The sequence below is a fragment of the Thermovibrio ruber genome (genome assembly GCF_055380895.1).
The window spans coordinates 530,687-554,120 of record NZ_AP042397.1 but is presented as its reverse complement, the minus strand read 5'-3'; the positions used below and the strand labels follow the sequence as shown (position 1 = coordinate 554,120).

Sequence of the window (23,434 nt, the reverse complement as noted above, 5' to 3'; positions counted from 1 at the left end):
GGTCGGCCCCTGCCGGCCTTTACATCTTTTCCATCAGGCTGTAGAGCTCTCTCCTGTAAAAGATCAAAAGGGCATCTTCTCCTACCTTTAACTTTCTTAAAGGTTTAACCTTAAAGGCCTTTTCAATTGAGCCGAAGCTCCCTCTGAATGCTGGTACTCCGTCTTCCCCTAAAACTTTTGGAGCGTAAAAGAGGGTCAGTTTATCTACTAAGTTTTCCGAAAGGAGTGACCAGGCGAGGAGCGCTCCTCCCTCACACAGAACGGAGTATATTCCCAGTTCCTCCTTTAGCCTCGTTAATGCTTCCTTTAGGTCTAACCGGTCTCCAAGGTCAAAGACGGGTAATAACTTTACTCCCAAGTCTTTAAGTATTCCTGCCTTGTAGGAAAGGAGAGATTCCTGAGCGGTAATAACGATTAACTCTTCCGGTCTCTCTTTTACCAGGTAGCAGTTTGTCGGGATTTTGAGCTGTCTGTCAACGACTACTGCAAAGGGCTGTCTATCAACGGGAAAATCCCTAACGGTCAGTTTTGGGTTGTCTTTTAAAACCGTTCCTATTCCGACCATTACGGCGTTGTGCCAACTCCTCAGTTTCTGGACAAAATTCCTTGCGGCCTTACCGGTTATCCACTTTGAGTTTCCGTTTTTGTCTGCAATCTTCCCGTCTAAAGTGAGGGCGAGTTTCAAGTTTAAAAAGGCTCTCTTTTTCAAGATGTTTACGACGAAGTCTTCAATGAGCTCAAAGCACTTCTTTTTTAAGACCCCAATTTTTACCTTAATTCCGGCAGACCTTAACCTCTCAACCCCTCCGGCTGCTACAGGGTTGGGGTCTCTTATGCCGATTACTACCTCTTTTACTCCCGCCTTTATTATTCTTTCTGTGCAGGGTGGGGTTCTCCCGTAGTGATTACACGGCTCTAAGGTAACGTAAAGAGTTGCTCCCTTTGCCCTCTCTCCTGCCCTTTCAAGTGCAATCGCCTCGGCGTGGGGAAGTCCCGCTCTTTTGTGGTATCCCTTAGCTATTACCTTGTCGTCTTTTACCAATACGGCCCCAACGGCAGGGTTGGGCAGAGTCTTCCCCTTTCCTCTGTAGGCTTCTCTTATGGCGAGGTTCATAAACCTGATGTCTTCAAGAGTAACCTTTTCCATTAGAGATTCCTATGGAAGATGTAGAAGAGAAGAAGCCCGATAAGGAAGATGAGAATCCCTATCTGGGCTCTTATCTTTTTCTTCGTTTTCAAGATCTACTCCCTGAGGAAGTTCATTGCCTCTCTTACCTCTTCCATCGTTTGGGAGGCAATTTCCTTTGCCTTCTCTGAACCTTCCCTGAATATGTCTATTAGCTCGTTCCTTTTTGAGAGGAGCTCTACTCTTTTACTCCTTATCGGCTCTAAGAACTTATTGAGGTTCTTTGCAAGCTCCCTCTTACACTGAACGCATCCTATCTCTCCTTTCCTGCAGGACTCCTCTATCTCTTTAACTCTCTCTGGCTGGGTGAATATTTTGTGGTAGGCAAAGACCGAGCAGACCTCAGGATGTCCCGGGTCTGTTTTCCTGACCCTTGCAGGGTCTGTAACCATTGACATTACCTTTTTCTTTACCTCTTCTTCCGTATCTGAAAGGTAGATGCAGTTTCCGTAAGACTTGCTCATCTTTCTGCCGTCTAACCCGGGGAGTTTGGGAGCTTCAGAGAGGTAGGGGCGTGGTTCCGGGAAGAGTTCTCCAAAGAACCTGTTGAAGCGCCTCGTTATCTCTCTTGAGAGCTCTAAGTGTGGAATCTGGTCTATCCCAACTGGGACTGTATCTGCCTTGTAGATGATGATATCTGCAGTCTGAAGGACTGGATATCCTAAGAAGCCGTAGGTTGCAAGCTCTCTGTCTTTCAGGTTCTCCATCATCTCTTTGTATGTTGGGTTTCTCTCAAGCCACCTAACGGGAGTTACCATTGAGAGGAGTAGGTGGAGTTCCGCGTGTTCCTTAACCCACGACTGGACGAAGAGGACGCTCTTTTCAGGGTCTAAGCCGGAAGCTAACCAGTCTGCCATCATCTCAACGGTGTTCTCTGAGAGTTTACTGGTGTCGTGGTAAGAGGTGGTTATTGCGTGCCAGTCGGCTATAAAGAAGAAACTTTTAGCCCTGTCCTGAAGCTTTAGCCAGGTTTTGAGAGCTCCAAAATAGTTCCCAAGGTGGAGCTTTCCGGTTGGCCTCATCCCTGAGAGAACTCGCTTAATGTCTTTCGGTTCCTCGTACTTCTCAAGGGCTATTTTCATCTCTTTGTCAACGTTGCTTACAAGGAACTCCCTCTTCACCCTTACTCCTCCACCTTCTCGTACTTCTCCATAATTCTTCTGTAAACTTCCTTGTAGCTCTCAACCACCTTGCCCATGTCTTTCCTAAACCTGTCCTTGTCTAAAACCTCTCCTGAAGACTTGTCCCAGAGCCTGCAGGAATCCGGAGTTATCTCGTCTGCAAGGAGAATCTCTCCGTTATGTCTTCCAAACTCAAGCTTAAAGTCAACAAGCTCAATGTCTATCTCGTCAAAGAACTTCTTGAGGAGTTCGTTTACCTGTAGTGCCGTTTTCGTCATGTAGCCTAACTCTTCCCTTGTTGCCCATCCAAAAAGGTAAACGTGGTTTGGGCAGACCATTGGGTCGTGGAGCTCGTCGTTCTTGTAGAAGTACTCAACCAAAGGCTCTTTAAGTGGAGTCCCTTCCTTAACTCCATATCTCCTTGAGAAGCTTCCAGCTGCTACGTTCCTTACGACAACCTCAACAGGGATAATTTCACACTTCTTGACTAAGATCTCCCTCGGAGAGAGCCTCTCAACGAAGTGGGTCTTAACCCCATTTTTTTCAAGGTACTCAAAGATAACGGTAGTTATTGCACAGTTGATAACTCCCTTGTCCTCAAGGACTTCCTTTTTCGCTCCGTCAAAGGCTGTAGTGTCGTCTTTAAAGTAGGTTATGACAAGGTTTTCGCTGTCTGTAGCGTATATTGTCTTTGCCTTACCTTCGTAAAGCTTTTCCCTCTTTTCCATAGTCCCTCCGTTAACTGTTTGCCTAATTATAAGCCATTGGGGTGTATAATAATTTGCTCTACAACCTTGTGTGAGAGGAGAGATGAAGGAGTTCTGCGGAGTATTTGGCATATACAACAACCCCAACGCAGCCTACTACACCTACTTAGGCCTTTACGCCCTCCAGCACAGGGGACAGGAAAGTGCGGGTATAGCAGTTACAAACGGTGAGAGGATTACATACCACAGGGACTTCGGACTTGTCTCTTCAGTTTTTACAGATGAAAGTTTGAAGAAACTTTCAGGTCACGTTGCCATAGGCCACAATAGGTACTCAACTTCGGGGGCTTCAGACTCTCCAGACAACGTTCAGCCCATCGTCGTCTCCTATAAAAACGGGCAGATGGCGATAGCCCACAACGGAAATCTTGTTAACGCCTTGGAGCTCCGGGAGCAGCTTGAGGAAGAGGGTTCAATCTTCAGAGGAACTTCAGACTCAGAGGTTATCGTTCACTTAATAGTGAAGTCAAAGAAGAGGAAGTTCTTAGAGAGGCTAATGGGAGCTCTCTCAAAGCTTAAAGGGGCTTATTCCCTTTTAGTTATGACGAACAAGAAGCTGATAGCTATAAGAGACCCTTGGGGTTTTAGGCCTCTCTGTATGGGAGAGCTTGACGGAAGCCCGGTTTTTGCCTCTGAAACCTGTGCATTTGACCTTATTGGAGCAAAGTACATAAGGGACGTTGAGCCTGGAGAGGTGGTTCTGATTGAGAACGGCCAGATTGAGAGCTTCAGGATACCGGGAAGTGACGGGGCAAGGAAATCTCAGTGTATCTTTGAGTTTGTTTACTTTGCCCGTCCGGACAGCAAGATATTTGGAAGAAGCGTTTACCAGGTTAGAAAAGAGTTTGGAAAGCTCCTTGCAAGGGAAAACCCTGTTGATGCAGATATCGTCATTCCGGTTCCAGATTCTGGAGTTGTTCCAGCCCTCGGCTACTCCCAGGAGAGCGGAATTCCCTTTGAGATGGGATTGATAAGGAACCACTACGTTGGGAGGACGTTCATAAAGCCCCAGCAGAAGATGAGGGACATTGGAGTTAAGGTTAAGCTCAACCCCGTGCCGGAGCTCCTTCAAGGTAGAAGGGTCGTTGTAGTTGACGACTCAATCGTAAGGGGAACGACCAGCAGGAAGATAGTAAGAATGCTGAGGGAAGCCGGGGCTAAGGAAGTTCACATGAGGATTAGCTCTCCTCCAACCAAGTGGCCTTGCTACTTTGGAATTGACACTCCAACGAGAGACCAGCTTATAGCCTCAAGCCACTCCGTTGAAGAGATATGTAAATACATAGAGGCAGACTCTTTGGGTTATCTTTCGTTAGACGGAATGGTAAAGGCTGCTGGCGGAGACGAGGCCGGTTACTGCACCGCCTGTTTCAACGGAGACTACCCGATAAACGTTCCGGAAAGGATAGTTGAACAGGCGAAGAAAGAGTAGTGGTGCGCCTGGCGGGATTCGAACCCGCGACGCCAGGATCCGGAGTCCTGGGCTCTATCCAGCTGAGCTACAGGCGCGTTTTGTTAATCAATAATATAAGTGGCTGAAAGAGATATGAAAAGTCGTCAGGTGAAGCTCTGTTATCTTCTTTATGCCGTTTCTTTAGTAGCTTTTATAGTTTTAGCTATGAAAGTTGTTAACGTTCGTTCAAAGTGCACAGGGGAAAAGGCCAGGATTTCAAAGCTCGTTTCCGAGATTAGGTCTTTGAAAGATAAGAATAATAGACTTATTGTAGAGTTCTACAGGGAAGTTCGTCCTAAGGTTGTGGACGAAGAGACAAAAGACATGAAGATACTCCACGAGAATGAGGTAAAGTATCTTAAATGAGGCTGCTTTTTTATATAAGGGATTTTCTCTTAAGGGTTTACGGTTTTATAAAACCATTTAAAGATGACCGGTTAAACCTATTTTTTTTCTTGTCTGTTCTGTTGGCTATTATCTATTCCTATAGGATTTTTGACCTCGCACATTTTAAAAAGGACTACTGGATAGAGAAGGTAAAGAGTCAGTTTGCCGGAGTAATAAAGCTATTCCCTCCAAGGGGCTCTATCCTTGATAGGAACGGAACAGTTCTTGCAGCAAGTGAAAAGGTTGTTTCCTTTTACGTGAGGCCTTCAGAGGTAAAAAACTGGGATTTATTTAAGAAAATAATTCTTAGAGACGAGTATGTTCTTAAAGAATACTCTCAGCTGAAAAAAGTTTCCGTTGAGGAAGTAAAATCCCTTCTTTCTCCTTTCTCGTCTATAACCGAAAAAGACCTTGATGATGCCTACAGGAAAAAGTTTACTCTTGTAGAGAGGAAAGGGAGGGAGATAAAGGTTCCCTTCGTTTGGCTTAAGAAGAGGCTTTCTTTGGGAGTAGATGAGAGCTCCGCAGCAGTAATGGTTGCTTTGAGAATTTACTACACCCTTTCTGGTGAAAACCGATTTCGGAAGAACTACCCTGACCTTATCGGTTTAACGACAGAGTATAAGAGGGTCTATCCTTATGCTGTAGGTTCAACAGTTGTCGGTATAACCAGTCCGTTCGGTGAAGGTCTTACTGGACTTGAAAGGTATCTGGAGAAGAAAGGATTGATTATTGGTAAAACGGTGGAGCTCTGCGGCAGTAAAGATGCAAGGGGTCGGGTTTACCTTGGAAAAAACGCTACAGTTTTCGTTACGAAGGAGAAGGGGAAAAACGTTGAGTTGACTATAGACGGAAACATTCAGTATATAGTTGAGAAAGTTATCTCTGAATACGGTGAAAAGTGGCACCCGCAATTCATAAATGCCGTTCTCATGGATCCGAATACCGGAGAGATACTTGCTGCAGCTTCCTGGCCTTTCTATAACTACGATGGCCCGAAGGAAGGAGGTTCCTTAACTCCCCGCTATGCCGTTACTCCTTACGAGCCCGGTTCTGTTATGAAACCTTTGGTCCTTGCAGCAGCCCTTAACGAGAGCCTTATAACTCCAAATACTGTTTTTTTCTGCCCTGCCCACTACAAGGTTGGAGATAAAACGTTTAAGAACGAGTTCTACGGTAGAGATGTTAAGCTCAGGGCCTGGGAGATTATTCAGTATTCCGACAACGTAGGAATTATTCAGGTAGCCCAGCTTCTGGGGAAGGAAAAACTCTATAAATACTATAGGGCTTTCGGCTTTGGAGAGAAAACGGGAGTGGAGCTCCCCGGAGAGAGCCATGGAATATTGAGGCCATGGCAGAAGTGGAGAGACGTTGACTTTGCTACTCTTGCCTTTGGTCACAACATTTCAGTGACAACTCTTCAACTTGCCGCTGCCTACTCGGCACTGGTGAACGGAGGTGTTTACTACAGACCGACATTTCTAAGGGCCTTGGTTGACGATAAGGGAAAGGTTATAAGGCGTTTTGAGCCCATTCCTGTAAGGAGGGTTATCTCTGAAAAAGTCTCTAAAGAGATGAGGAGAGTTTTAACTATGGTTGTTGAGGGAGGAACTGGAACAGCTACGAAGTTTGAGAACTTCTACGTTGGAGGAAAAACGGGAACAGCTTTAAGTTACAACCCCAAGATCCACGGCTACGATAAGACAAAGATTAACGCTACATTTGCCGGCGCTTTTCCAATGACAGATCCTAAGTACGTTCTTGTTGTAAGTGTGGTTGAACCGAAAGTTCCGAAGAACATGCTCTGGGCGAGTAAAATTGCTGTTCCGATCTTTAGGGACATTGCAGAGAGGGTTCTCCTCTACGAGAGGGTGGCTCCCGACAGGAGAGAATACTTTGTAAAAGGCTGCTGCGTAAAATCTAAGGAGTTTAACCAAGGTTTCGTTTTTAAAAACGGCCTTCAGCAGAAGAAAAATTAGTAGAATACGGCGGAAAATAAAAGGATAGAGAGGTTCAGAATGGTTGTTATAGAACTCCCCGATGGTTCTAAACTGGAGTTTGAGAAGGAAACAACTGTAAGAGAGGTTGCCAGCAGGATTTCAAAGAGTTTAGAGAAGAACGCCGTTGGAGCTCTCTTCAACGGAGAGTTAATAGACCTTCACACTCCCATAAGGGAGAGCGGGAAGATAAGGATAATTACCCAGAAAGACCCTGAGTCTTTGGAGATTTTAAGACACAGCGCCGCCCACATCCTTGCAAAGGCAGTAAAAAGGCTCTACGGCTACGATAGGGTAAAGCTTGGAATAGGGCCTGCAACTGAGGAAGGGTTTTACTACGACTTTGACCTTCCTGTCTCCATCTCTGAGGAAGACCTTCCAAAGATTGAAGAAGAGATGGAAAGAATTGTTAATGCAAAAGAACCCTTTAGGAGGCAGGAGGTAACAAGGGAAGAGGCAAGGGAGCTCTTTAAGGACGACCCTTACAAGTTGGAGCTACTTGAGTCTATTCCGGAAGATGAGCAGGTAACCATCTACTGGCTCGGAGAGGACTTCTACGACCTGTGTAAAGGTCCCCACGTTGAACACTCCGGAATGGTTAAGGCCTTTAAGCTTCTCTCTGTTGCTGGTGCCTACTGGAGAGGGGACTCAAGGAACAAAATGCTCCAGAGGATATACGGAACCGCTTTCTGGAAGAGGAAAGACCTTGATGAGTACCTCCACAGGCTTGAGGAGGCAAAGAAGAGGGACCACAGGGTTTTAGGTAAGCAGCTTGACCTCTTCTCAATATACGAGGAGGCTGGCCCTGGGCTTGTCTTCTGGCATCCAAACGGTGCGATAGTTAGGCAGGAGATAGAGAAGTGGGCTGAGGAGGAGCACAGGAAGAGGGGTTATCAGAGGATATACACTCCCCACATAATGAAGGCAGACCTCTGGAAGACCTCAGGCCACTACAACTTCTACAGGGAAAATATGTTTTTCGTTCCGGTCGTTGAACATGACGAGGAGGAGAGGCTCGGAAACGACGAAGTTCCGCTTACCTGTGAAGAGATAGAGAGGGCAAACTGGTACGCCGTTAAGCCTATGAACTGTCCAGGCCACATCCTCATCTACAAGTCACAGGTAAGGAGCTACAGAGATCTACCAATCAGGTTCTTTGAGTTTGGAACTGTCTACAGGTACGAAAAGAGCGGTTCACTTCACGGTCTACTTAGGGTTAGAGGATTTACTCAGGACGACGGCCACATCTTCTGCCGTCCTGACCAGCTGAAGGAGGAGATACAGGGGGTTTTGGACTACGTTATGGAGCTCCTCTCAACTTTCAAGCTTGACTACGTAATAAATATCGGCACTAAACCAGAGAAGTATATAGGGACAGACGAAGCTTGGGAGCACGCAACTCAAGCCCTTATAGAGGCCCTTAAGGAAAGGGGATTTGAGTACAACATAGTTGAAGGAGATGGAGCCTTCTATGGCCCTAAGATTGACATAGCCGTTTTAGATGCAATCGGAAGGAAGTGGGACGGACCTACAATTCAGGTTGACTTTAATCTCCCTGAGAGGTTTGACCTTACCTACGTTGACAGGGATGGTCAGAAGAAGCGTCCCGTTATGGTCCACAGGGCAATAATGGGAAGTATAGAGAGGTTCATTGGCCTTCTGATAGAGCACTACGCTGGCCTATTCCCTACTTGGCTCGCTCCAACTCAGGTTGTAATTATTCCCGTCAGCGACAAGTTTTTAGACTACGCTGACGAGGTTTACAGGAAGCTCAAGGATGCTGGAATAAGGGTAAAGCTTGACGACGAGAGCGCTAAAGTAGGCTACAAGATTAGGAAGGCCGAGACGATGAAGATTCCCTACATGCTCATAGTTGGACAGAAGGAGCAGGAGAGTGGAACTGTTTCTGTCCGCTCTAAGAAAGAGGGAGATTTAGGAAGTATGGAACTTTCTCAGTTTTTGGATAAAATCCTAACGGAAATTAAGGAAAAGACCTAAAACCAAATGAGGAGGAGGTAGGCCATCAGTAAGAAGCTCAACGAAACAAGGGTTAACGAGAAGATTAGGGCGAGGGAGGTTCTGGTAATTGACGAGGACGGAACTAAGCTGGGGGTGATGCCAACGATGGAGGCACTCAACTTAGCAAGAGAAAAGGGTTTAGACCTTGTTGAGGTCTCTCCAAACGCCAACCCTCCCGTCTGCCGGATAATGGATTACGGAAAGTACAAGTACCAGATGCAGAAGAAAATGCATGAGGCGAAGAAGAAGCAGAAGACCGTTGAGGTAAAAACGGTTAAGGTTCGTCCGAGAACTGACGAACACGATATGCAGGTGAGGATAAAGCAGGCGAGGAAGTTCCTTGAGAAGGGGAACAAGGTTAAGGCCGTTGTAATGTTCAGAGGAAGGGAACAGGCACACGTTGACATAGGGGAAACTCAATTGATGAAGATTTACGAGGCGGTTAAGGACATTGCAGAGATAGAGAAGAAACCCAAGAAAGAGGGCAGGGACATGATAATGATACTTGCTCCGAAGAAGAAATAGACTATAATTTCAGCCCGTTTAAAACCTTAAGGAGGCTTGAGGATGCCAAAGATAAAGACCCGCAGGTCTGCAGCCAAGAGGGTTAAGGTAACGGCGACAGGGAAGATTAAACACTGGTCTCCCGGAAAGAGCCACATCCTCACTAAGAAGAGCCGTAAGAGGAAGAGGAAGCTCAGGAAGGCCAGATACCTTGAGGGAGCCCAGGCTGCAAACTACAAACAGCTTGTAATTTACATGTAAGATGCTGCGCAGGCTCTAAGTCCCTTAAAGGGCGCCTGCAGCTCACAAAAGGAGGAAAAAGATGAGAGTAAAGTACAGCCCGAGAAGGAAGAGAAGGAAGAAGCTGAAGAAGCTAACCAAGGGTTACTTCGGCGGACGTTCAAGGCTCTACAGGACGATGAAGATTGCTGTAATGAAGTCTCTCTTCTACGCCTACCAGCACAGGAGAACTAAGAAGAGGGACTTTAGAAGGCTCTGGATTGCCCGTATCAACGCTGCAGTAAGGCCTTTCGGTATTAACTACAGCAGGTTCATAAATGGCCTGAAAAAAGCTGGAATTGAACTTGACAGGAAAGTTCTTGCAGATATTGCAGTAAGGGACCCTGAGGCATTTAAGGTAATCGTTGAGAAGGCAAAAGCTGCTCTTCAGTAACTCTTTAGCTTTTAAAACTGGAAAGCCCGCCTCAAGGCGGGCTTTTTATTTTCCTCTCTTAGTTTTAGGTTAAAAATTAACGGTTTGGAGTCTTCAGTTGAAGCTCCACAGGGAACTTAGTGAGAAGTTAGGTCTTAAAGAGCTCATAGCTATCGGCGTTGGAGGAATGATTGGAGGGGGTATCTTCTCCGTTTTGGGAGTTGCTGTTGGGTTTGCAGGCCACGGAGCTCCCCTCTCTTTCCTAATAGACCTTCTGATAGCCCTTGCTGCAGGATACCACTACGTAAAGCTTGCTCTCACTTTTAGGGACGACGGAGCCAGCTATACCTACTTGAGAAGAGCATTTCCAGATAAACCTTGTATAGCCGGAATTGAGGGCTGGACTGTAATAATCGGTTACATCGGAACTTTAGCCCTCTATGCTTTTACCTTTGGAGCCTACGGAGCAGACATTTTGGGTTGTCCGAATTCGGGAGCTCTCAGGGTTTTCCTCTCAGTTTCCGTTCTCCTTTTCTTCTTTCTCGTTAACCTTAAAGGAGTGAGGATATCTGGAATAACTGAAGACCTAATAGTTTACTCAAAGATTGCAATTCTCTTCCTCTTTGCAGTTATCGGCCTAAGTAGAGGGCTTCACGGTTTTTCTCCTCTATTCAATAAAGGAGTTCACTCAGTCTTTTTGGGGGCAGCTGTTATTTTCGTTGCCTACGCGGGATTCCAGCTGATAACTAACGCAGTTGTTGAAACTGAAGATCCCGATAAAAACATTCCTCGGGGAATCTACGGTTCTATACTCATTACCGGTGCTATTTACTTTCTTCTCTCAGTCGTCGCCGTTGGGACTCTTTCCTACGAGGAGATAGTTAAGTCAAAGGAGTATGCCCTTGCTGCCGTTGCAGAGCCGATACTCGGGATTTGGGGAAGGTTTTTAATAGGTTTTGCTGCCCTTCTGGCTACGAGCTCTGCAATAAACTCAACCCTCTTCGGCGCTTCAAGGATGGCTGCAGAGATGGCCGAGGAGGGTATGATGCCTAAGTTCATGGCAGTTAGGAACAAAAATGGTGTTCCAGCTGTTTCCCTTTTAGTCCTTACGCTTTTTGCCCTTGCCTTTACTTCTCTGTCAACTTTGAGCGTTATTGCAGAGTTCTCAAGTATAACTTTTCTTTTGGTTTCAATAGGGGTTTCGGTGGCAAACCTTAAGTTAAGGGAGCTGACAAAGGCCAACTTGAGGTTAGGCCTATACGGTCTTGTGTTAATGGTGATAACCTCTTTAACTTTCTTCGTCTACCTCGCCTTTGTTAACAGAGAGGAGCTCCTATCCATTCTTTTTATCTACTTAGTAACGGGAGTTCTTTCCTACCTCTACATCAGGTTTTCTACCCTAAGAGGAGCTCCCCGTTTTCCATCAGCTTAAACTCCTTGCCTTTAGCCTTCAAAGTAACCGTCGGTTTTTCAATTAACAGGTCAATGTGAACGTTTGCCCTAACCTTTCCTCCGAAAGAGCTGTTGTCTCCAATGGCTATGTGGCACGTTCCAAGTATCTTTTCAGCCTCTAAGATGTTGTCAAACCTTACTGTTTTTTCGTTTGTTCCGATACCAAACTCTGCAACGTTTCCGGCGTTCTTCTCCCTGTGAAGAAGGTTGTTTAGAAACTCTGAGAACTCTTCTTCTCCTTTAACTTCCTTCACTACTCCGTTTTCAACTTCTAAAACTACCGGCTCTTTTAACTCCCTGTTTGGAGCGTATTTTGTTACAAACCTTCCATTTGCTGTTCCTTCAACGGGGGCTATAAAGGCCTCCCCTGCCGGAAGGTTTCCAAAGTCTCCAGGCGAGCAGAGTTTTCCAGTGTCTGCAAGGCCTTCTCTTCCTTCAACTGAAAAGGAAATTTCAGTTCCTAAAGGACAGGTTACCGTAACCTCTTCGGCGTCTGTTAAGAGTGATGCTATTTCATTTGAGCGCCTTGCAACCAGGTTCCAGTTTGCCTGAAGAGATGTATAGAACATGAAGGGCTCAAAGAGGGGCATACTGGCAAAGCGTATAGACAGAAACTCTGTGCAGAGCTTTCTAAAGAGCGTGTGGCTTATTGAGTGCTGGTTAACTGCTAAAACTGCAGTTGGGAGCTCCTCGGGAGAGGTCGTCTCAAGGAGAATCTCTTTAACTTCAAGCTCGTCTCCCTCTGAAATCTCCTTCTTTACTATCCTCTCAAACAGACTTTTTCCTTTAACCTCTGCTAAGAACTCCTCTCCGAAAGCTACTTTCCACACTTCTTCAGGCGGTTCAAGTCCGTGCCTTCCCGTCGGTCTGTAGGTAAGGTGGAAAACGTTCGGCGTAAACTCTGTTCCGAACCAGAAGAGGAGCTCTCCTACCCTCTCTTTAAACGTGTCTGTAAGTATTAAAACTTTATCTACCCTGTTTACGCAGAGGTTGTGTTTAAATATGTTCCTCACCCCTCTTATCAGTTTTTTGTCCTTCCAGTCGTACATTTTCCCCTCCTAACTGAACGTTTTCCTTGCCCTTTCTATCACTTCCTCTGCAACTTTTCTTGGTATTCCTATCTTTACCAGCTCCTCAGGTGTTGCCGCTGAGAGTTCCCTCAAGTCAGGGTAGAACTTCTCTATGAGTTTTCTCCTCTTTACTCCAAGTCCCTTTATACCGTCTAAAGGACTCTTGAGCAATTTACTGGTTCTCACTTTTCTGTTGTAGGAAAGGGCAAACCTGTGGGCTTCGTCCCTTAGGCTCGTAAAGAACCTGAAGAGGAGTGGGTATTTCTTCGTCTCAACGACCTCCCCGTCGTCTGTAAAGACGATTTCTTCCCTCTTTGCAATTGAGAAGACCCTGAAGTCCAGCCCTAAAGAGTCTCTGACCCTTATCGCAACGTTGAGCTGTCCTAACCCTCCGTCTATTAAAGCGAGGTCTGGCTTTTTAACTTCCCCTTTCTTTATCCGTTTGAACCTTCTGGTTAGGAGCTCCTCCATCGCTGCGTAGTCGTTTACTCCTTCAAGGCTCTTTATCCTGTAACGTCTGTAGTCGTCTTTTACGAATTTTCCTCTCTCCCAAACAACGCAGGAGCCGACGGTTGCCTCTCCCTGAAGCGTTGAGATGTCAAAGGTTTCAACCCTCTCAGGGAACTGTTCGTAGAAGACCCTCTCAAACTCTTCCTTTAACCTTTCAAGGTCGTAGCTGACCTTTACTGTCTCCCTGTTCCGTTTAACGAGAGGAAGGAGTTCCTCAGGTATCCTTTCAGCTTTAAAGGAAGGGTCTAAAACCCGAAAGTTCGTCAGTATTTTCTCTGGGAACTCTCCGTTTCCGTAGCTGTTCTTTACCCAAATTGTTCCGACTACAGACTCGTCAATCTTGGGTTTTCCGTATGAGAACAGGCTCTCAAGGAGCTCCTCGTCCCACGGGTCAACCGGGTCAAAAGAGAAGGTCTCCTTCCCGTAGATTATCCCGTTCCTCACGGTCAGTTTAACTCCGTTAAAGAGGCCGCTTTTCTTCTCTAAGTAGTAGATGTCGCAGTTCGGATAGGAGTCAAAGAGGAGAGAGCTCCTTGAGTAAACCTCCTTAACTGCCAATAGCTGGTCTCTCAAAGAGGCAGCTCTCTCAAACTCCAACCTCTCTGCTGCCTCTTCAATCTCCCTGTAGAGCTCCCTTATCAGCTCCTTAACTTCTCCCTTTAGGAAGGAGAGAGCTCCCTCAACCTGTTTTGAGTATTCCCTCTTACTCACTAAACCACAGCAGGGGGCTGTACACCTCTCTATGTAGAACTGAAGGCACGGCTTATCCCTCTTCTTTAACTCCTTACACTTCCTAAGCTTGAAGGTTTTGTGAAGGAGCTCCTTTAACTTCCTTGCATTCTTGGGTGGAATGAACGGGCCAAACTTCTCCCCCTCAACAGAGTCCTTTTTCCTTACAACCTTTACAGTTGGGAACTCCTCGTCTGTAATTACTAAGTAAGGGTAGCTCTTGTCGTCTTTTAAGAGGACGTTAAAAGGAGGAAGGTGTTTCTTTATCAGCTCCGCCTCAAGCTCTAAGGCTTCCCTTTCATTCTTAACCACTATGTATTCAAAGTCTTTAGACGCCTTTACAATCCTGTAGCTCTTTTCGTTAGGGTCGGTTGACGAAATGTGAGATGAGAGTCTGTTCCTGAGTGACTTGGCCTTACCGACATAGAGAACGTTTCCCTTCTCGTCTTTAAACAGGTAAACGCCGGGAAGGTCTGGAACTTCCTTCAGTTTCTCCTTCATCTTTCTGAATAAGAAGCACAGGATGTTGGGGTCTCGTATATTTCAACCCTTGAGCACTTAACGTTTAACGGCTCCACGTTCTTTGAGACGAACCTGTAGAAGAACCTTGATAGATTTTCAGATGTCGGGGAGCCTTTAAAGAGGGCTATTCCGTCAATTAGTCTCTGGTAAAAATCCGTCAGCGGCGAAGTCTCCTTTGAGGAGTAGTTGTTGAGAGTGAAGAACCGGTATTCCTTGACTTTTTCCAGGGAAATCCTCTCCAACGTTCCCGTTTCAACTCTAAAGTCTGGGTTTACCGCCGTAAACTGTGCCTTCCCAAAGGGAACTGTTAGGTCTTCTCCATCTAAAAGTCCTAACTTACTAAAGAGAAGCTCAAAGGCCGGGTCGTCTATTCCTACTATCAGCTTATGGTCAAAACAGTCGTCAATGAACTCTTTCAGCCACTTAAGGTGGCCAAAATCTGTAACCATCTGAGACGGGTCAAGTTCTTCTGACCTTAAGTAAACAACCAACCTGTAGTTGTGTCCGTGTCCGGGGAGGCGTCTACACTTGGGGTAGGAGCTCCCAGCCCACTCGGGGTTTAGCCTTTGTGAGTGGACAGAGTGGGCAGCAGAGAACTCAAAAGTCTTTGAAATCTCAAACATTACTTTCCCTCCGGGTTAAAGTTTAGGAAACTCACAGTCGTTGTTCCGTAGTGTCTCTTCTCAACCAGCCACTCTTCATCTTCCGGTATAAAGGGGTTCTTCTTCGGCTCCTCAAGAATTAATAGGCCGTCCCTGTCTAAAAGCCCTAACCTTCTGACCATGTTTACAATTCTCGTGTAGTAACCCTTTTCGTAGGGAGGGTCTGCGTAGATAAAGTCAAAGACCTCTCCTCTCCTTGAAAGTTTTTTAAGGGCGTCTGTATAGTCTGAACAGATGATTTCATACTTTTCCCTTGGGACTTTAAGCCTTTCAAGGTTCTCCTTTATAAGCTTGCAGAACCTCCTGTCGTTCTCAACGAAAACTACCCTATTTGCTCCACGGCTTAACGCTTCTATTCCAACTGCTCCCGTTCCTGCGAAAAGGTCTAAGAACTTCGTTCCCTCTAAGTAGTTGTTGAGTATTGAGAAGACTGACTCTTTTACCCTCTCAGTTGTCGGCCTTAGAAGTTTTGTGTCTTCCTTCTTAGGCATTGACTTGATTAACCTGCCTCTATACCTTCCTCCTAAAACCCTCATTTTCTCTCCGGTATTGAATTTCCAAGTTAAATTTAATGGCTCAGGAGGAGTTGTGAAGGGCGTTTTAACTCTACTCTTTTTTCTGTTTATACATTCCTCTGTAAGTGCAGGAGAAGTTCCCCAAACCCTCTTAAACCTCTTTAAAGGGGTAAAGACTGCTCAAATAGTTTTCAGCCAGAAAACAGTTGTTCCCGTCGCAGGAAACGAGGTTACGCTCTACAGGGGAGAGATTTTCTACAAGAGGCCTCTAAAGTTCCTATGGAGGTATACTTGGGGAAGCAGGATGTTCATCGTTTCAGACGGGGAGCTCCTTGAGACCGTTTTTGACGACGGTTCTTGCCAGCTCTCTTCTATAAAAGGAAATTTAGACCTCTTTCCACTGCTTTTATTGGCAGAGTCTCCTGATAGGTTCCTCAAAAGGTTTACCCCCGTGGAATACCTAAAAGAGGGGAGTGGTGAGGTTATCACTTTTAAGTCAAAGTACAGTGATTCCTTTTTCAAGAAGATTACGTTCTTCTTTGAGGAAGGGAAGTTGAAGGAGTTAAAAACTGTTCAGAGTGACGGAACGGAGGAGACCTTTAAAGTGGAAAGGGTAGAGCTAAACCTTCCTCTGAAGGATTCTCTCTTTCGGGTTAAAGAGTGTAAGCCGGCCGACGCCGGCTAAGGAGGGTACCATGGGAACTAGAAGGAGGGAGGGTGGCAAGGAATATAGTCGGTTGTTTAGAATATGTCAAGTGTTGTAATGTTAGACCTTCTTCTCCTTGTGGTATCTTTAGTCTCCACATCTTTTCAGGAGGAGCTCTTGAAAAGAACCGTCTGCACCTACTGTGGAGTCGGTTGCGAGCTGGGCTTTAAAAACGGAGAAGTTGTCCCTCTAAAGGAAGGAGTTGTCAGTAAGGGAAAGCTCTGCATAAAAGGGCGTTTTGGCCACCAGTTTGTAAACCACCCTGAAAGAATAAGGGGAGCTATCGTTAGGGGGGAGCTCCTTGATGAGTTAGGCTACAACAGGAGCTCCTTTAAGGAGAGAGAAGGCTTCTTTGAAGTTCCCTACAGTGTTGCCTATGAAATTGTGGCAGAAAGACTAAAGTCAATAAAGGAGAGGTTTGGGGGCACTTCCTTTGCAGCTATTGGAGGAGCGAGGACAAACTGCGAGAGCGCATACCTCTTTCAGAAGTTTTCAAGGGAAGTTGTTGGAACTCCCCACGTTGACAACTGTGCAAGGATATGCCACGCTCCTTCACTTAAAGGACTCAGGATAACAGTTGGAGAGGGAGCAGCCTCCATTTCCTTTGACGAAATTTACAACGCAGAGTTCATTTTCGTTTTGGGTTCAAACACCACGGAAGCCCACCCTATTGTAAGCCACCGAGTTATAGAACAGGTAAGGAAAGGAGTCCCGCTGGCAGTTTTAGACGTTAGAGAAATTGGCCTCTATAGGTTCGCAAAGTATAGGTTGACTATTCCCTTTGAGTCAAACCTTCTCTTTCTAAACTCCCTTTCAAGGGTTATCGTTGAGAGGGAGCTTTACGACAGGGAATTCGTGAAGACGATGGTTTCAAACTTTGATGAGTTTAAGGAGAAAATCCTCTCAGACGACCTTTCAAGGCCGGAAGTTTTTAGGGAGCTCCCGGGCTACGAGTATTTAACCGACGAGGTTTACAAACTTGCAGAAGAGATTTCGCAGAAGAAAACCGTCTTTATGTGGGGGCTTGGAATAACCGAGCACCTTGACGGAAGCGAGTCAGTTGCCGCGATTGCTAACGTTGCACTTTTGACCGGAAACGTTGGTAAGGAAGGCTGCGGACTTCTCCCTTTAAGGGGACAGAACAACGTTCAGGGAGCCTGCGATGTTGGAATGCTTCCCTACTTCCTTCCAGACTACAGAAAACCTAAAGTTGAGGGCTACAAGACTCCCGAGATTATAGATGCCATTTTAAGGGGGGAGATAAGAGCTCTCTGGGTTATGGGAGAGGACATTGCACATGTTCACCCGAACCAGAACAAAATTAGGAAAGCACTTGAGAAATTGGAATTCTTGGTCGTTAACGAGCTCTTTCCCTGTGAGGTTACAGAGTTTGCAGACGTCGTTTTTGGAGTAAAGAGCTGTTACGAGAAGACCGGAGTTTATGTAAACGCAGAGAGGAGGCTCCACCTCTCACAGCCGATCTTTGAGTCAGAGCTCCCAGATGACTGGGAGGTAGTTTCTGAGGTCTCAAAGAGGTTTGGAGCCGACTTTGGTTTTAAGAGTAGTGAAGACGTTTGGAACGACTTGAGGAAAAACGCCCCCTACAGGTTTGGAGGGGCAACTTACGAGCTTTTAAAAGAAAACTTCCTGAACGCTCCCCAGTGGCCTGTGAAAGACGGAAGGGGAACTCCAATTCTGTTTAAGGAGGGTTTCCCGACCACAGATGGTAAAGCAAAGCTCTACTACTCTCCCTACAAACCGAGGGGAATGGTTGAGGAGTTCCTTAAAACCGGTAAACCCTCAGACTTCTACTTAACGACTGGTAGGATTCTCCCCCACTACAACAACGCCAATCAAACTTCCAGGTGTGAGACCCTTGAAAAGTTTAAGATATTCAAGGAAGACGTAGTTTACGCAAACCCCGAAGACAGGGAAAAGTTTAAGGGAGCAGAAAGGGTAATCCTCGTTTCCGATTACGGAAAAACTTCTCCTCTTCCCGTTGAGTTCAATCCCCACGTAAAGCCGGGAACTCTCTTTGTTACCTTTCACAGGGCGAGGAGCCGTGTTAACTTCCTCTTCGGAGACGAGTCTGACAGGTTCGTAAAAACCGCAAGGTTTAAATCTATTAAAGTAAGGGTTGTTCCAGTTGAGGCTTAAGAAGTCTTTAGGCCAGCACTTTTTAAGGGATAAAAGCGTAGTTAGGAGGATTGTTGACTTAGGGAGCATTACGCCAGAAGACAGGGTTGTTGAGATAGGGCCCGGCGGTGGAGCTCTCACAGAGGAGATACTGAGGAGAAAACCGAAAGAGCTCATTTTGGTTGAGGTTGACCCTCGGTGGGTTGAGTATTTAAAGGAAAGGTTTGGTGATTATGTAAAAATCTTCAACGCAGATGCAACTGAGTTTGACTTCTCCCAGCTCGGTAAAGGTTTAAAGTTTTTCGGAAACCTTCCCTACAACGTTTCAACTGCAATCATCAGGAACCTCTTAGGACACAGGAAGTCCCTTAAGGAAGGCCTATTCATGGTTCAGAAAGAGGTTGCAGAGAGGTTGGCCGCAAGGAGCGGAAAGGAGTACGGTTACCTTCCGGCACTTCTTCAGCCGTTCTTTAAAGTAGAGAAACTCTTTGACGTTCACCCGAAGGCCTTTACTCCGCCGCCGAAAGTTTGGTCAACCGTTTTTAAGCTGACTCCGGCCGGCTTTGATATGGAGGAAGAGGAGCTCCTTTCGTTTGAAAAGTTTTTAAAGAGGGCCTTTTCCCACAGAAGGAAGAAACTGAAGAAGAACCTCGGCTTAGACTCTTTTCCTTCCGGGTTTGAAGAGCTTGCCGATAAAAGAGCTGAGGAAGTTCCACCGGAAACCCTCCTGTCCCTTTTCCGCTCCCTTAGAAAGGTTTGACTCTAAGCTTTTAGAGTTTAAATTAACTCAACATAAAACTCCTGAAGGAGGTTTGCCATGGAGCTCTGGGTTAAGGCAAACGGTGAAACCGTTAAGCTTCAGGGCTCTTTAAGGGCAATCTTTGAAAGGCTCACTCAGGAGTTTAAGGAATCTCCACAGATCCTCGCCTTCAACGGAACAAAGAGGGAGAGAAGGCGCTTTAAGAGGGAGCTCCGCTGTGCCGGAAAAGACCTCTTAAAGGCTGCCGAGAACTATCTTAACTGGTATAGGAGCTGTAAGAGGCTCTTCAGCTAAGTTTAAAAGCCGGGGAATTTCCCCGGCAAACTTTCCCGCTCCTTTCCCTTCTTTGGTGCCTAAAACTACACTAAAGATTCAAGAGTAGACAGAGCTCTTAAGAGCTTTCTCCTTTCAACACGGGAGTCTGTGTCTTCAAGAACTCCGTTTTTTACCCGTTCCTGGTGGAGCTTTTTCAAAGCTTAATCCCCTGTATTGTTTTATAATTCCCTGTGCACAAATAAAAGGGGTAGAAGTATGGCTGAAAACGGAAAAATTTCCCATCTCAGAGAAGAGTTTACCAGCAAACTGAAAGGTGTTTCAACGGTAGAAGAGTTAGAGAAATTGAGAGTTGAGTTTATAGGAAGAAAGGGAAAGGTTACTCAGCTCCTTAAAGAGATTCCAAACCTTCCACCGGAAGAGAGAAAAGACTTCGGAAGAGCCTGTAACGTTTTGAAGTCGGAAATTGAAGAGGCCATAAAAGAGAAACTAAAAGAACTTAAGGAGAAAGAGAAGAGAGAAAGGTTAGAGAAAGAGAGAATTGACGTTACTCTTCCGGGAAGGAAGAGGGAGTTAGGAGCTCTCCATCCTGTAACGAAAACCCTGAAGGAGATAGTTAGGATATTTACTTCTATGGGCTTTACAGTAGCTGAAGGCCCTGAGATAGAGACAGACTTTTACAACTTTGAAGCCTTGAACATTCCTAAAGGCCACCCTGCAAGAGAAATGCAGGACACTTTCTACATTACAGACGAAATCGTCCTCAGAACTCACACCTCTCCCGTCCAAGTTCGTGTGATGGAGAAGCACCAGCCTCCCATTCAGATAATCGCCCCCGGAAAGGTCTACAGGAAAGACGCAGACGTTACCCACACTCCGATGTTCCACCAGGTTGAGGGCTTAATGGTTGACGAAAAGGTAACCTTTGCAGACTTAAAAGGCGTCCTTGAGGTTTTCCTTAAGGAGATTTTCGGCTCAGATACAAAAGTTCGTTTCCGTCCCTCCTACTTCCCATTTACAGAGCCCAGCGCAGAGGTTGACATAGGCTGCGTAATCTGTGGAGGGAAGGGGTGTAAGGTATGTAAAGGGACAGGTTGGCTGGAGATTTTAGGTTGCGGAATGGTTGACCCTGCAGTATTCAAGGCAGTAGGGATAAACCCCGAGATCTACCAGGGATTCGCTTTCGGAATGGGAGTTGAGAGGATTGCAATGCTCAAATACGGAATTGACGACCTTAGGCTCTTCTTTGAGAACGACTTGAGATTCTTAAGACAGTTCAAGGGAGCGTAGAGATGAAGATTACCTACAACTGGTTAAAGGAGTTCATTGACATAGACGACCTCTCTCCTCAGGAAGTTGCAGACGTTCTAACAGACGTTGGAATAGAGGTAGACTCAGTCCGATACGCTGCAGAGAACCTTGAGAAGGTCGTTACCGGGAAAATTGTTGAGATTTCAAAGCACCCAAATGCCGACAGGTTAAGAATCTGTCAGGTTGACGTTGGGGATACAGTTCTTCAGATAGTTACTGGTGCAGACAACGTTTACGAGGGAGCAGTTGTTCCTGTAGCTCTCCACGGCTCAAAGCTCCCAGTAGGGGTAAGAATAAAGAGGAGTAAGTTAAGGGGAGTTGTTTCAGAGGGTATGCTCTGCTCTGAGGAGGAGTTAGGGCTTTCTGAGAGTTCCTCAGGAATAATGATTCTCCCGGAGGATACTCCCGTTGGGAAAGATGTAAAGGAAATTCTCAACTTAGATGACTGGGTAATTGAGTATGAGATAACAACCAACAGGCCTGATGCTCTCTCTGTTTTGGGGATTGCCAGGGAGCTCCGCGCCGTTTTAGGTAGAAACATCAGGCTTCCAGATACCTCTTTTGAAGTCGGAGATTTTGAAGCAGAAGACGAGGCCTTTTTAGAAGTTTTAGACTCTGCGGCCTGCCCAAGATACGAGGGTTTTGTCGTTAAGGGAATTGAGAACAAAGAGTCTCCCCTGTGGATGAAAGTAAGGCTCTACTTGGTTGGCCTTAGGCCTATAAACGCCGTTGTTGACGTAACAAACTACGTTATGTATGAAGTCGGTCAACCCCTTCACGCATTTGACCTTGATAAACTGAAGGGAAAAGAGATCATCGTCCGCCGTGCCAAAGACGGGGAGAGAATCGTTACTTTAGACGGAGTTGAGAGGGAACTTTCAAAAGAAGACCTTGTAATAGCAGATGCTGAAAAACCTGTAGCAATTGCCGGAGTTATGGGAGGAGAGGAGAGCAGAACAGACTTTAACACAGTTAACCTCTTCTTAGAGTCTGCTCACTTTGATCCGATGACGGTAAGGAGAACTTCCAAAAGGCTTGGCCTATCAACTGACGCTTCCTACAGGTTTGAGAGAGGAGCAGACATTGAGGCCTGTAAGTTTGCCGGGGAGAGAGCTCTCCACCTCATCCAAAAGCTCGCCGGCGGAAAAGTGGCTAAGGGGAACCTCTCTTTCTACCCGAAATCCTATACTCCAAAGGTTATAGTCTTTTCTCCAGAGAAGGCCGTTAACCTCCTTGGAGTTCACATACCTGCAAGGAGGAGTGCAGAGATACTCTCAAACCTCGGGTTCAGTGTAAAGAAGGAACAAGATTATTTGGTAGTTAAAGTCCCCTCCTGGAGGAAATACGACGTAGGAAGGGAAGTTGACCTCATTGAGGAGGTCGTCAGGATTTACGGAATGAAGAACGTTGCCAGCACCTATCCCTTAATGCACTCAGAAGTTGAAAGGAATTTCGGATACTTTAAGGTAGAGGAGGTTAAGGAGCTCCTTTCAAACCTCGGCCTAAACGAGGCTATAAACTACAGCTTCATAGGGGAGAAACTCTACTCAAAGTTTGGTCTTCCGGTAGATAAGCTGATTAAGATAAAAAACCCTCTCTCAGAAGAGTGGGTCTATATGAGGAATTACGTTTTTCCCAGCCTCGTTCAGAACGCCGTTAACAACATAAACAGGAACGAGAAAGACGTATCCCTCTTTGAAGTTACAAGAGTTTTCATTCCAACTGGAGAGGAACTCCCCAAAGAGAAGCTCAGGTTGGGGCTTCTTATAACCGGAAAAGTTCCGGAAGGCCTTTGGAACAAAAGGGAGGCAGACTTCTACGACCTTAAAGGAGTGGTTGAGTCCTTAGGGGAGTTTTTAAGGCTTCCGCTTGAGTTTAGATCAACCGACTCCTACGGTTTCCTTCATCCGGGGCAGTCTGCCGAAATTTTTCTAAACGGAAGATCTGTAGGCTTTATCGGTAAGCTTCATCCGGACGTTAACGAGGCCTTTGACGTTAGGGAGGACATCTACGTCGGTGAGGTTGACCTAGAGGAGCTCCTTAAAGTGTCAGAGGAGGTGAAGGTAGAGTTTAAACCTATACCTAAGTTTCCGCCAGTTATGAGGGACATTGCCGTTTTAGTTGACAGAGATACTCCGGTTTTAGAGATTGAGAGGGTAATAAGGGAGAGCTCTAAGTTCCTTGAAAAAATTTCCCTCTTTGACGTCTATAAAGGAGAGGGGATTCCTGAGGGTAAGAAGAGCGTTGCATTCTCTCTCATTTTCAGAGCTCCCGACAGAACCCTTTCAGACGAGGAAGTTAACAGAATTTTAAGTGTTATAATTGATTCGCTTGGTAAGATAGGAGCTACACTAAGGGGTTAAGAGGAAGGTAAAGTGAGCTTACCGCAAACAGTTGAAGTTGTTATATCTGGAAGGAAGTTTAACATAAAGACAGATAAGAGTCCTGATTACGTTAAGAAGCTTGCCCAGAGACTTGAAGAGATGGTTGAGAAGATAAAGTCGGGCAACAGCAGGGTTACTTTTGACAAGGCCCTCATTGTTGCCTGCTTTTACCTTCTTGACGAGAACGAGTCTCTGAAAAAGCAGATTTTTGAGCTTGGAGAGGAAATAAAGAGGTTGGAAGAGGGAGCGAAGCTCCTCATAAAGCCCAACAACAAGCTTGCTCCCTAACCTTCCCTTAGCCCCTATCTCAACTTAGGG

General features: G+C 46.0%; 22 protein-coding genes and 1 tRNA gene. 15 read left to right on the top strand and 8 right to left on the bottom strand.

Annotation, left to right across the window (positions count from 1 at the left end):
* Positions 1-19 precede the first annotated feature (19 nt).
* From ribD to purC, 3 genes are all read right to left on the bottom strand, one after another.
* Complete coding sequence (ribD, locus tag ACZ424_RS02800; RefSeq protein ID WP_464905006.1) at positions 20-1,147, bottom strand: bifunctional diaminohydroxyphosphoribosylaminopyrimidine deaminase/5-amino-6-(5-phosphoribosylamino)uracil reductase RibD; 1,128 nt, start codon at positions 1,145-1,147, stop codon at positions 20-22.
* Positions 1,148-1,242: 95 nt separating this feature from the next.
* The gene (trpS, locus tag ACZ424_RS02795) at positions 1,243-2,229 is read right to left on the bottom strand and encodes a tryptophan--tRNA ligase (protein ID WP_464905204.1); all 987 of its coding nucleotides are present in this window, start codon (positions 2,227-2,229) and stop codon (positions 1,243-1,245) included.
* Between the two features lie 80 nt (positions 2,230-2,309).
* Positions 2,310-3,035 (bottom strand): phosphoribosylaminoimidazolesuccinocarboxamide synthase, encoded by a 726-nt coding sequence (gene purC, locus ACZ424_RS02790; RefSeq protein WP_464905005.1) that lies wholly within the window; start codon positions 3,033-3,035, stop codon positions 2,310-2,312.
* Between the two features lie 82 nt (positions 3,036-3,117).
* On the opposite strand from purC, the gene purF reads away from it, so the two are divergent.
* Entirely contained in the window at positions 3,118-4,506 is a 1,389-nt protein-coding gene (purF, locus tag ACZ424_RS02785; RefSeq protein ID WP_464905004.1) for an amidophosphoribosyltransferase, read from the top strand.
* On the opposite strand, the gene ACZ424_RS02780 is transcribed toward purF, so the two are convergent.
* A tRNA-Arg gene (locus tag ACZ424_RS02780) sits at positions 4,507-4,583 on the bottom strand. It abuts the gene before it with no gap.
* Between the two features lie 52 nt (positions 4,584-4,635).
* Between ACZ424_RS02780 and ACZ424_RS02775 the strand changes: the two genes are divergently transcribed.
* From ACZ424_RS02775 to ACZ424_RS02745, 7 genes are all read left to right on the top strand, one after another.
* Positions 4,636-4,893: a hypothetical protein gene (locus ACZ424_RS02775; protein ID WP_464905003.1), complete on the top strand. Its 258-nt coding sequence runs from the start codon at positions 4,636-4,638 to the stop codon at positions 4,891-4,893.
* On the top strand, positions 4,890-6,893 hold the full coding sequence (locus ACZ424_RS02770) for a peptidoglycan D,D-transpeptidase FtsI family protein (protein WP_464905002.1): 2,004 nt from the start codon (positions 4,890-4,892) through the stop codon (positions 6,891-6,893). Before ACZ424_RS02775 ends, ACZ424_RS02770 begins: the two co-directional genes overlap by 4 nt.
* A 39-nt stretch (positions 6,894-6,932) precedes the next feature.
* Positions 6,933-8,909, top strand: coding sequence for a threonine--tRNA ligase (gene thrS, locus ACZ424_RS02765; protein WP_464905001.1), 1,977 nt, complete (start codon positions 6,933-6,935; stop codon positions 8,907-8,909).
* Positions 8,910-8,933: 24 nt separating this feature from the next.
* On the top strand, positions 8,934-9,455 hold the full coding sequence (gene infC, locus ACZ424_RS02760) for a translation initiation factor IF-3 (RefSeq protein WP_464905203.1): 522 nt from the start codon (positions 8,934-8,936) through the stop codon (positions 9,453-9,455).
* Between the two features lie 42 nt (positions 9,456-9,497).
* On the top strand, positions 9,498-9,695 hold the full coding sequence (gene rpmI / locus ACZ424_RS02755; RefSeq protein ID WP_464905000.1) for a 50S ribosomal protein L35: 198 nt from the start codon (positions 9,498-9,500) through the stop codon (positions 9,693-9,695).
* Between the two features lie 61 nt (positions 9,696-9,756).
* Positions 9,757-10,107 carry a 50S ribosomal protein L20 gene (gene rplT / locus ACZ424_RS02750; protein WP_464904999.1) on the top strand — a complete coding sequence of 117 codons (351 nt, stop codon included), beginning with the start codon at positions 9,757-9,759 and terminating at the stop codon, positions 10,105-10,107.
* Between the two features lie 97 nt (positions 10,108-10,204).
* The gene (locus ACZ424_RS02745) at positions 10,205-11,518 is read left to right on the top strand and encodes an APC family permease (protein WP_464904998.1); all 1,314 of its coding nucleotides are present in this window, start codon (positions 10,205-10,207) and stop codon (positions 11,516-11,518) included.
* Here the strand turns inward: ACZ424_RS02745 and ACZ424_RS02740 are convergent.
* Genes ACZ424_RS02740 through rsmD form a run of 4 tightly spaced genes read right to left on the bottom strand, consistent with a single transcriptional unit; the run spans position 11,481 to position 15,567 of the window.
* Positions 11,481-12,587 (bottom strand): aminopeptidase, encoded by a 1,107-nt coding sequence (locus tag ACZ424_RS02740; protein ID WP_464904997.1) that lies wholly within the window; start codon positions 12,585-12,587, stop codon positions 11,481-11,483. The two genes, ACZ424_RS02745 and ACZ424_RS02740, sit on opposite strands and share 38 nt — an antisense overlap.
* Positions 12,588-12,596: 9 nt before the next feature.
* Positions 12,597-14,348: an excinuclease ABC subunit UvrC gene (gene uvrC / locus ACZ424_RS02735; protein WP_464904996.1), complete on the bottom strand. Its 1,752-nt coding sequence runs from the start codon at positions 14,346-14,348 to the stop codon at positions 12,597-12,599.
* On the bottom strand, positions 14,345-14,992 hold the full coding sequence (locus tag ACZ424_RS02730) for a 6-carboxytetrahydropterin synthase (RefSeq protein ID WP_464904995.1): 648 nt from the start codon (positions 14,990-14,992) through the stop codon (positions 14,345-14,347). Before ACZ424_RS02730 ends, uvrC begins: the two co-directional genes overlap by 4 nt.
* Positions 14,992-15,567: a 16S rRNA (guanine(966)-N(2))-methyltransferase RsmD gene (rsmD, locus tag ACZ424_RS02725; protein ID WP_464904994.1), complete on the bottom strand. Its 576-nt coding sequence runs from the start codon at positions 15,565-15,567 to the stop codon at positions 14,992-14,994. The genes ACZ424_RS02730 and rsmD overlap by 1 nt, the downstream gene beginning before the upstream one ends.
* A 52-nt stretch (positions 15,568-15,619) precedes the next feature.
* On the opposite strand from rsmD, the gene ACZ424_RS02720 reads away from it, so the two are divergent.
* From ACZ424_RS02720 to zapA, 7 genes are all read left to right on the top strand, one after another.
* Positions 15,620-16,231, top strand: coding sequence for a LolA family protein (locus ACZ424_RS02720; protein WP_464904993.1), 612 nt, complete (start codon positions 15,620-15,622; stop codon positions 16,229-16,231).
* 63 nt (positions 16,232-16,294) lie between these two features.
* Positions 16,295-18,409, top strand: coding sequence for a molybdopterin oxidoreductase family protein (locus tag ACZ424_RS02715; RefSeq protein ID WP_464904992.1), 2,115 nt, complete (start codon positions 16,295-16,297; stop codon positions 18,407-18,409).
* Entirely contained in the window at positions 18,399-19,148 is a 750-nt protein-coding gene (gene rsmA, locus ACZ424_RS02710; protein WP_464904991.1) for a 16S rRNA (adenine(1518)-N(6)/adenine(1519)-N(6))-dimethyltransferase RsmA, read from the top strand. Before ACZ424_RS02715 ends, rsmA begins: the two co-directional genes overlap by 11 nt.
* A 57-nt stretch (positions 19,149-19,205) precedes the next feature.
* Complete coding sequence (locus tag ACZ424_RS02705; protein WP_464904990.1) at positions 19,206-19,442, top strand: hypothetical protein; 237 nt, start codon at positions 19,206-19,208, stop codon at positions 19,440-19,442.
* Positions 19,443-19,679: 237 nt separating this feature from the next.
* Entirely contained in the window at positions 19,680-20,711 is a 1,032-nt protein-coding gene (pheS, locus tag ACZ424_RS02700; RefSeq protein WP_464904989.1) for a phenylalanine--tRNA ligase subunit alpha, read from the top strand.
* 2 nt (positions 20,712-20,713) lie between these two features.
* Entirely contained in the window at positions 20,714-23,095 is a 2,382-nt protein-coding gene (pheT, locus tag ACZ424_RS02695; RefSeq protein ID WP_464904988.1) for a phenylalanine--tRNA ligase subunit beta, read from the top strand.
* Between the two features lie 12 nt (positions 23,096-23,107).
* A complete protein-coding gene (gene zapA / locus ACZ424_RS02690) occupies positions 23,108-23,404 on the top strand; it encodes a cell division protein ZapA (protein ID WP_464904987.1) in 297 nt (98 codons plus the stop codon).
* Positions 23,405-23,434 lie beyond the last annotated feature (30 nt).

Excerpts from the sequence above, each read along its gene's own strand:
- rplT (WP_464904999.1), top strand. The coding sequence starts at position 9,757 with ATGAGAGTAAAGTACAGCCCGAGAAGGAAGAGAAGGAAGAAGCTGAAG.
- ribD (WP_464905006.1), bottom strand. The coding sequence starts at position 1,147 with ATGGAAAAGGTTACTCTTGAAGACATCAGGTTTATGAACCTCGCCATA.
- ACZ424_RS02770 (WP_464905002.1), top strand. The coding sequence starts at position 4,890 with ATGAGGCTGCTTTTTTATATAAGGGATTTTCTCTTAAGGGTTTACGGT.
- purC (WP_464905005.1), bottom strand. The coding sequence starts at position 3,035 with ATGGAAAAGAGGGAAAAGCTTTACGAAGGTAAGGCAAAGACAATATAC.
- ACZ424_RS02740 (WP_464904997.1), bottom strand. The coding sequence starts at position 12,587 with ATGTACGACTGGAAGGACAAAAAACTGATAAGAGGGGTGAGGAACATA.
- uvrC (WP_464904996.1), bottom strand. The coding sequence starts at position 14,348 with ATGAAGGAGAAACTGAAGGAAGTTCCAGACCTTCCCGGCGTTTACCTG.
- rsmD (WP_464904994.1), bottom strand. The coding sequence starts at position 15,567 with ATGAGGGTTTTAGGAGGAAGGTATAGAGGCAGGTTAATCAAGTCAATG.
- ACZ424_RS02730 (WP_464904995.1), bottom strand. The coding sequence starts at position 14,992 with ATGTTTGAGATTTCAAAGACTTTTGAGTTCTCTGCTGCCCACTCTGTC.
- rpmI (WP_464905000.1), top strand. The coding sequence starts at position 9,498 with ATGCCAAAGATAAAGACCCGCAGGTCTGCAGCCAAGAGGGTTAAGGTA.
- ACZ424_RS02715 (WP_464904992.1), top strand. The coding sequence starts at position 16,295 with ATGTCAAGTGTTGTAATGTTAGACCTTCTTCTCCTTGTGGTATCTTTA.
- pheT (WP_464904988.1), top strand. The coding sequence starts at position 20,714 with ATGAAGATTACCTACAACTGGTTAAAGGAGTTCATTGACATAGACGAC.
- thrS (WP_464905001.1), top strand. The coding sequence starts at position 6,933 with ATGGTTGTTATAGAACTCCCCGATGGTTCTAAACTGGAGTTTGAGAAG.
- purF (WP_464905004.1), top strand. The coding sequence starts at position 3,118 with ATGAAGGAGTTCTGCGGAGTATTTGGCATATACAACAACCCCAACGCA.
- pheS (WP_464904989.1), top strand. The coding sequence starts at position 19,680 with ATGGCTGAAAACGGAAAAATTTCCCATCTCAGAGAAGAGTTTACCAGC.
- ACZ424_RS02705 (WP_464904990.1), top strand. The coding sequence starts at position 19,206 with ATGGAGCTCTGGGTTAAGGCAAACGGTGAAACCGTTAAGCTTCAGGGC.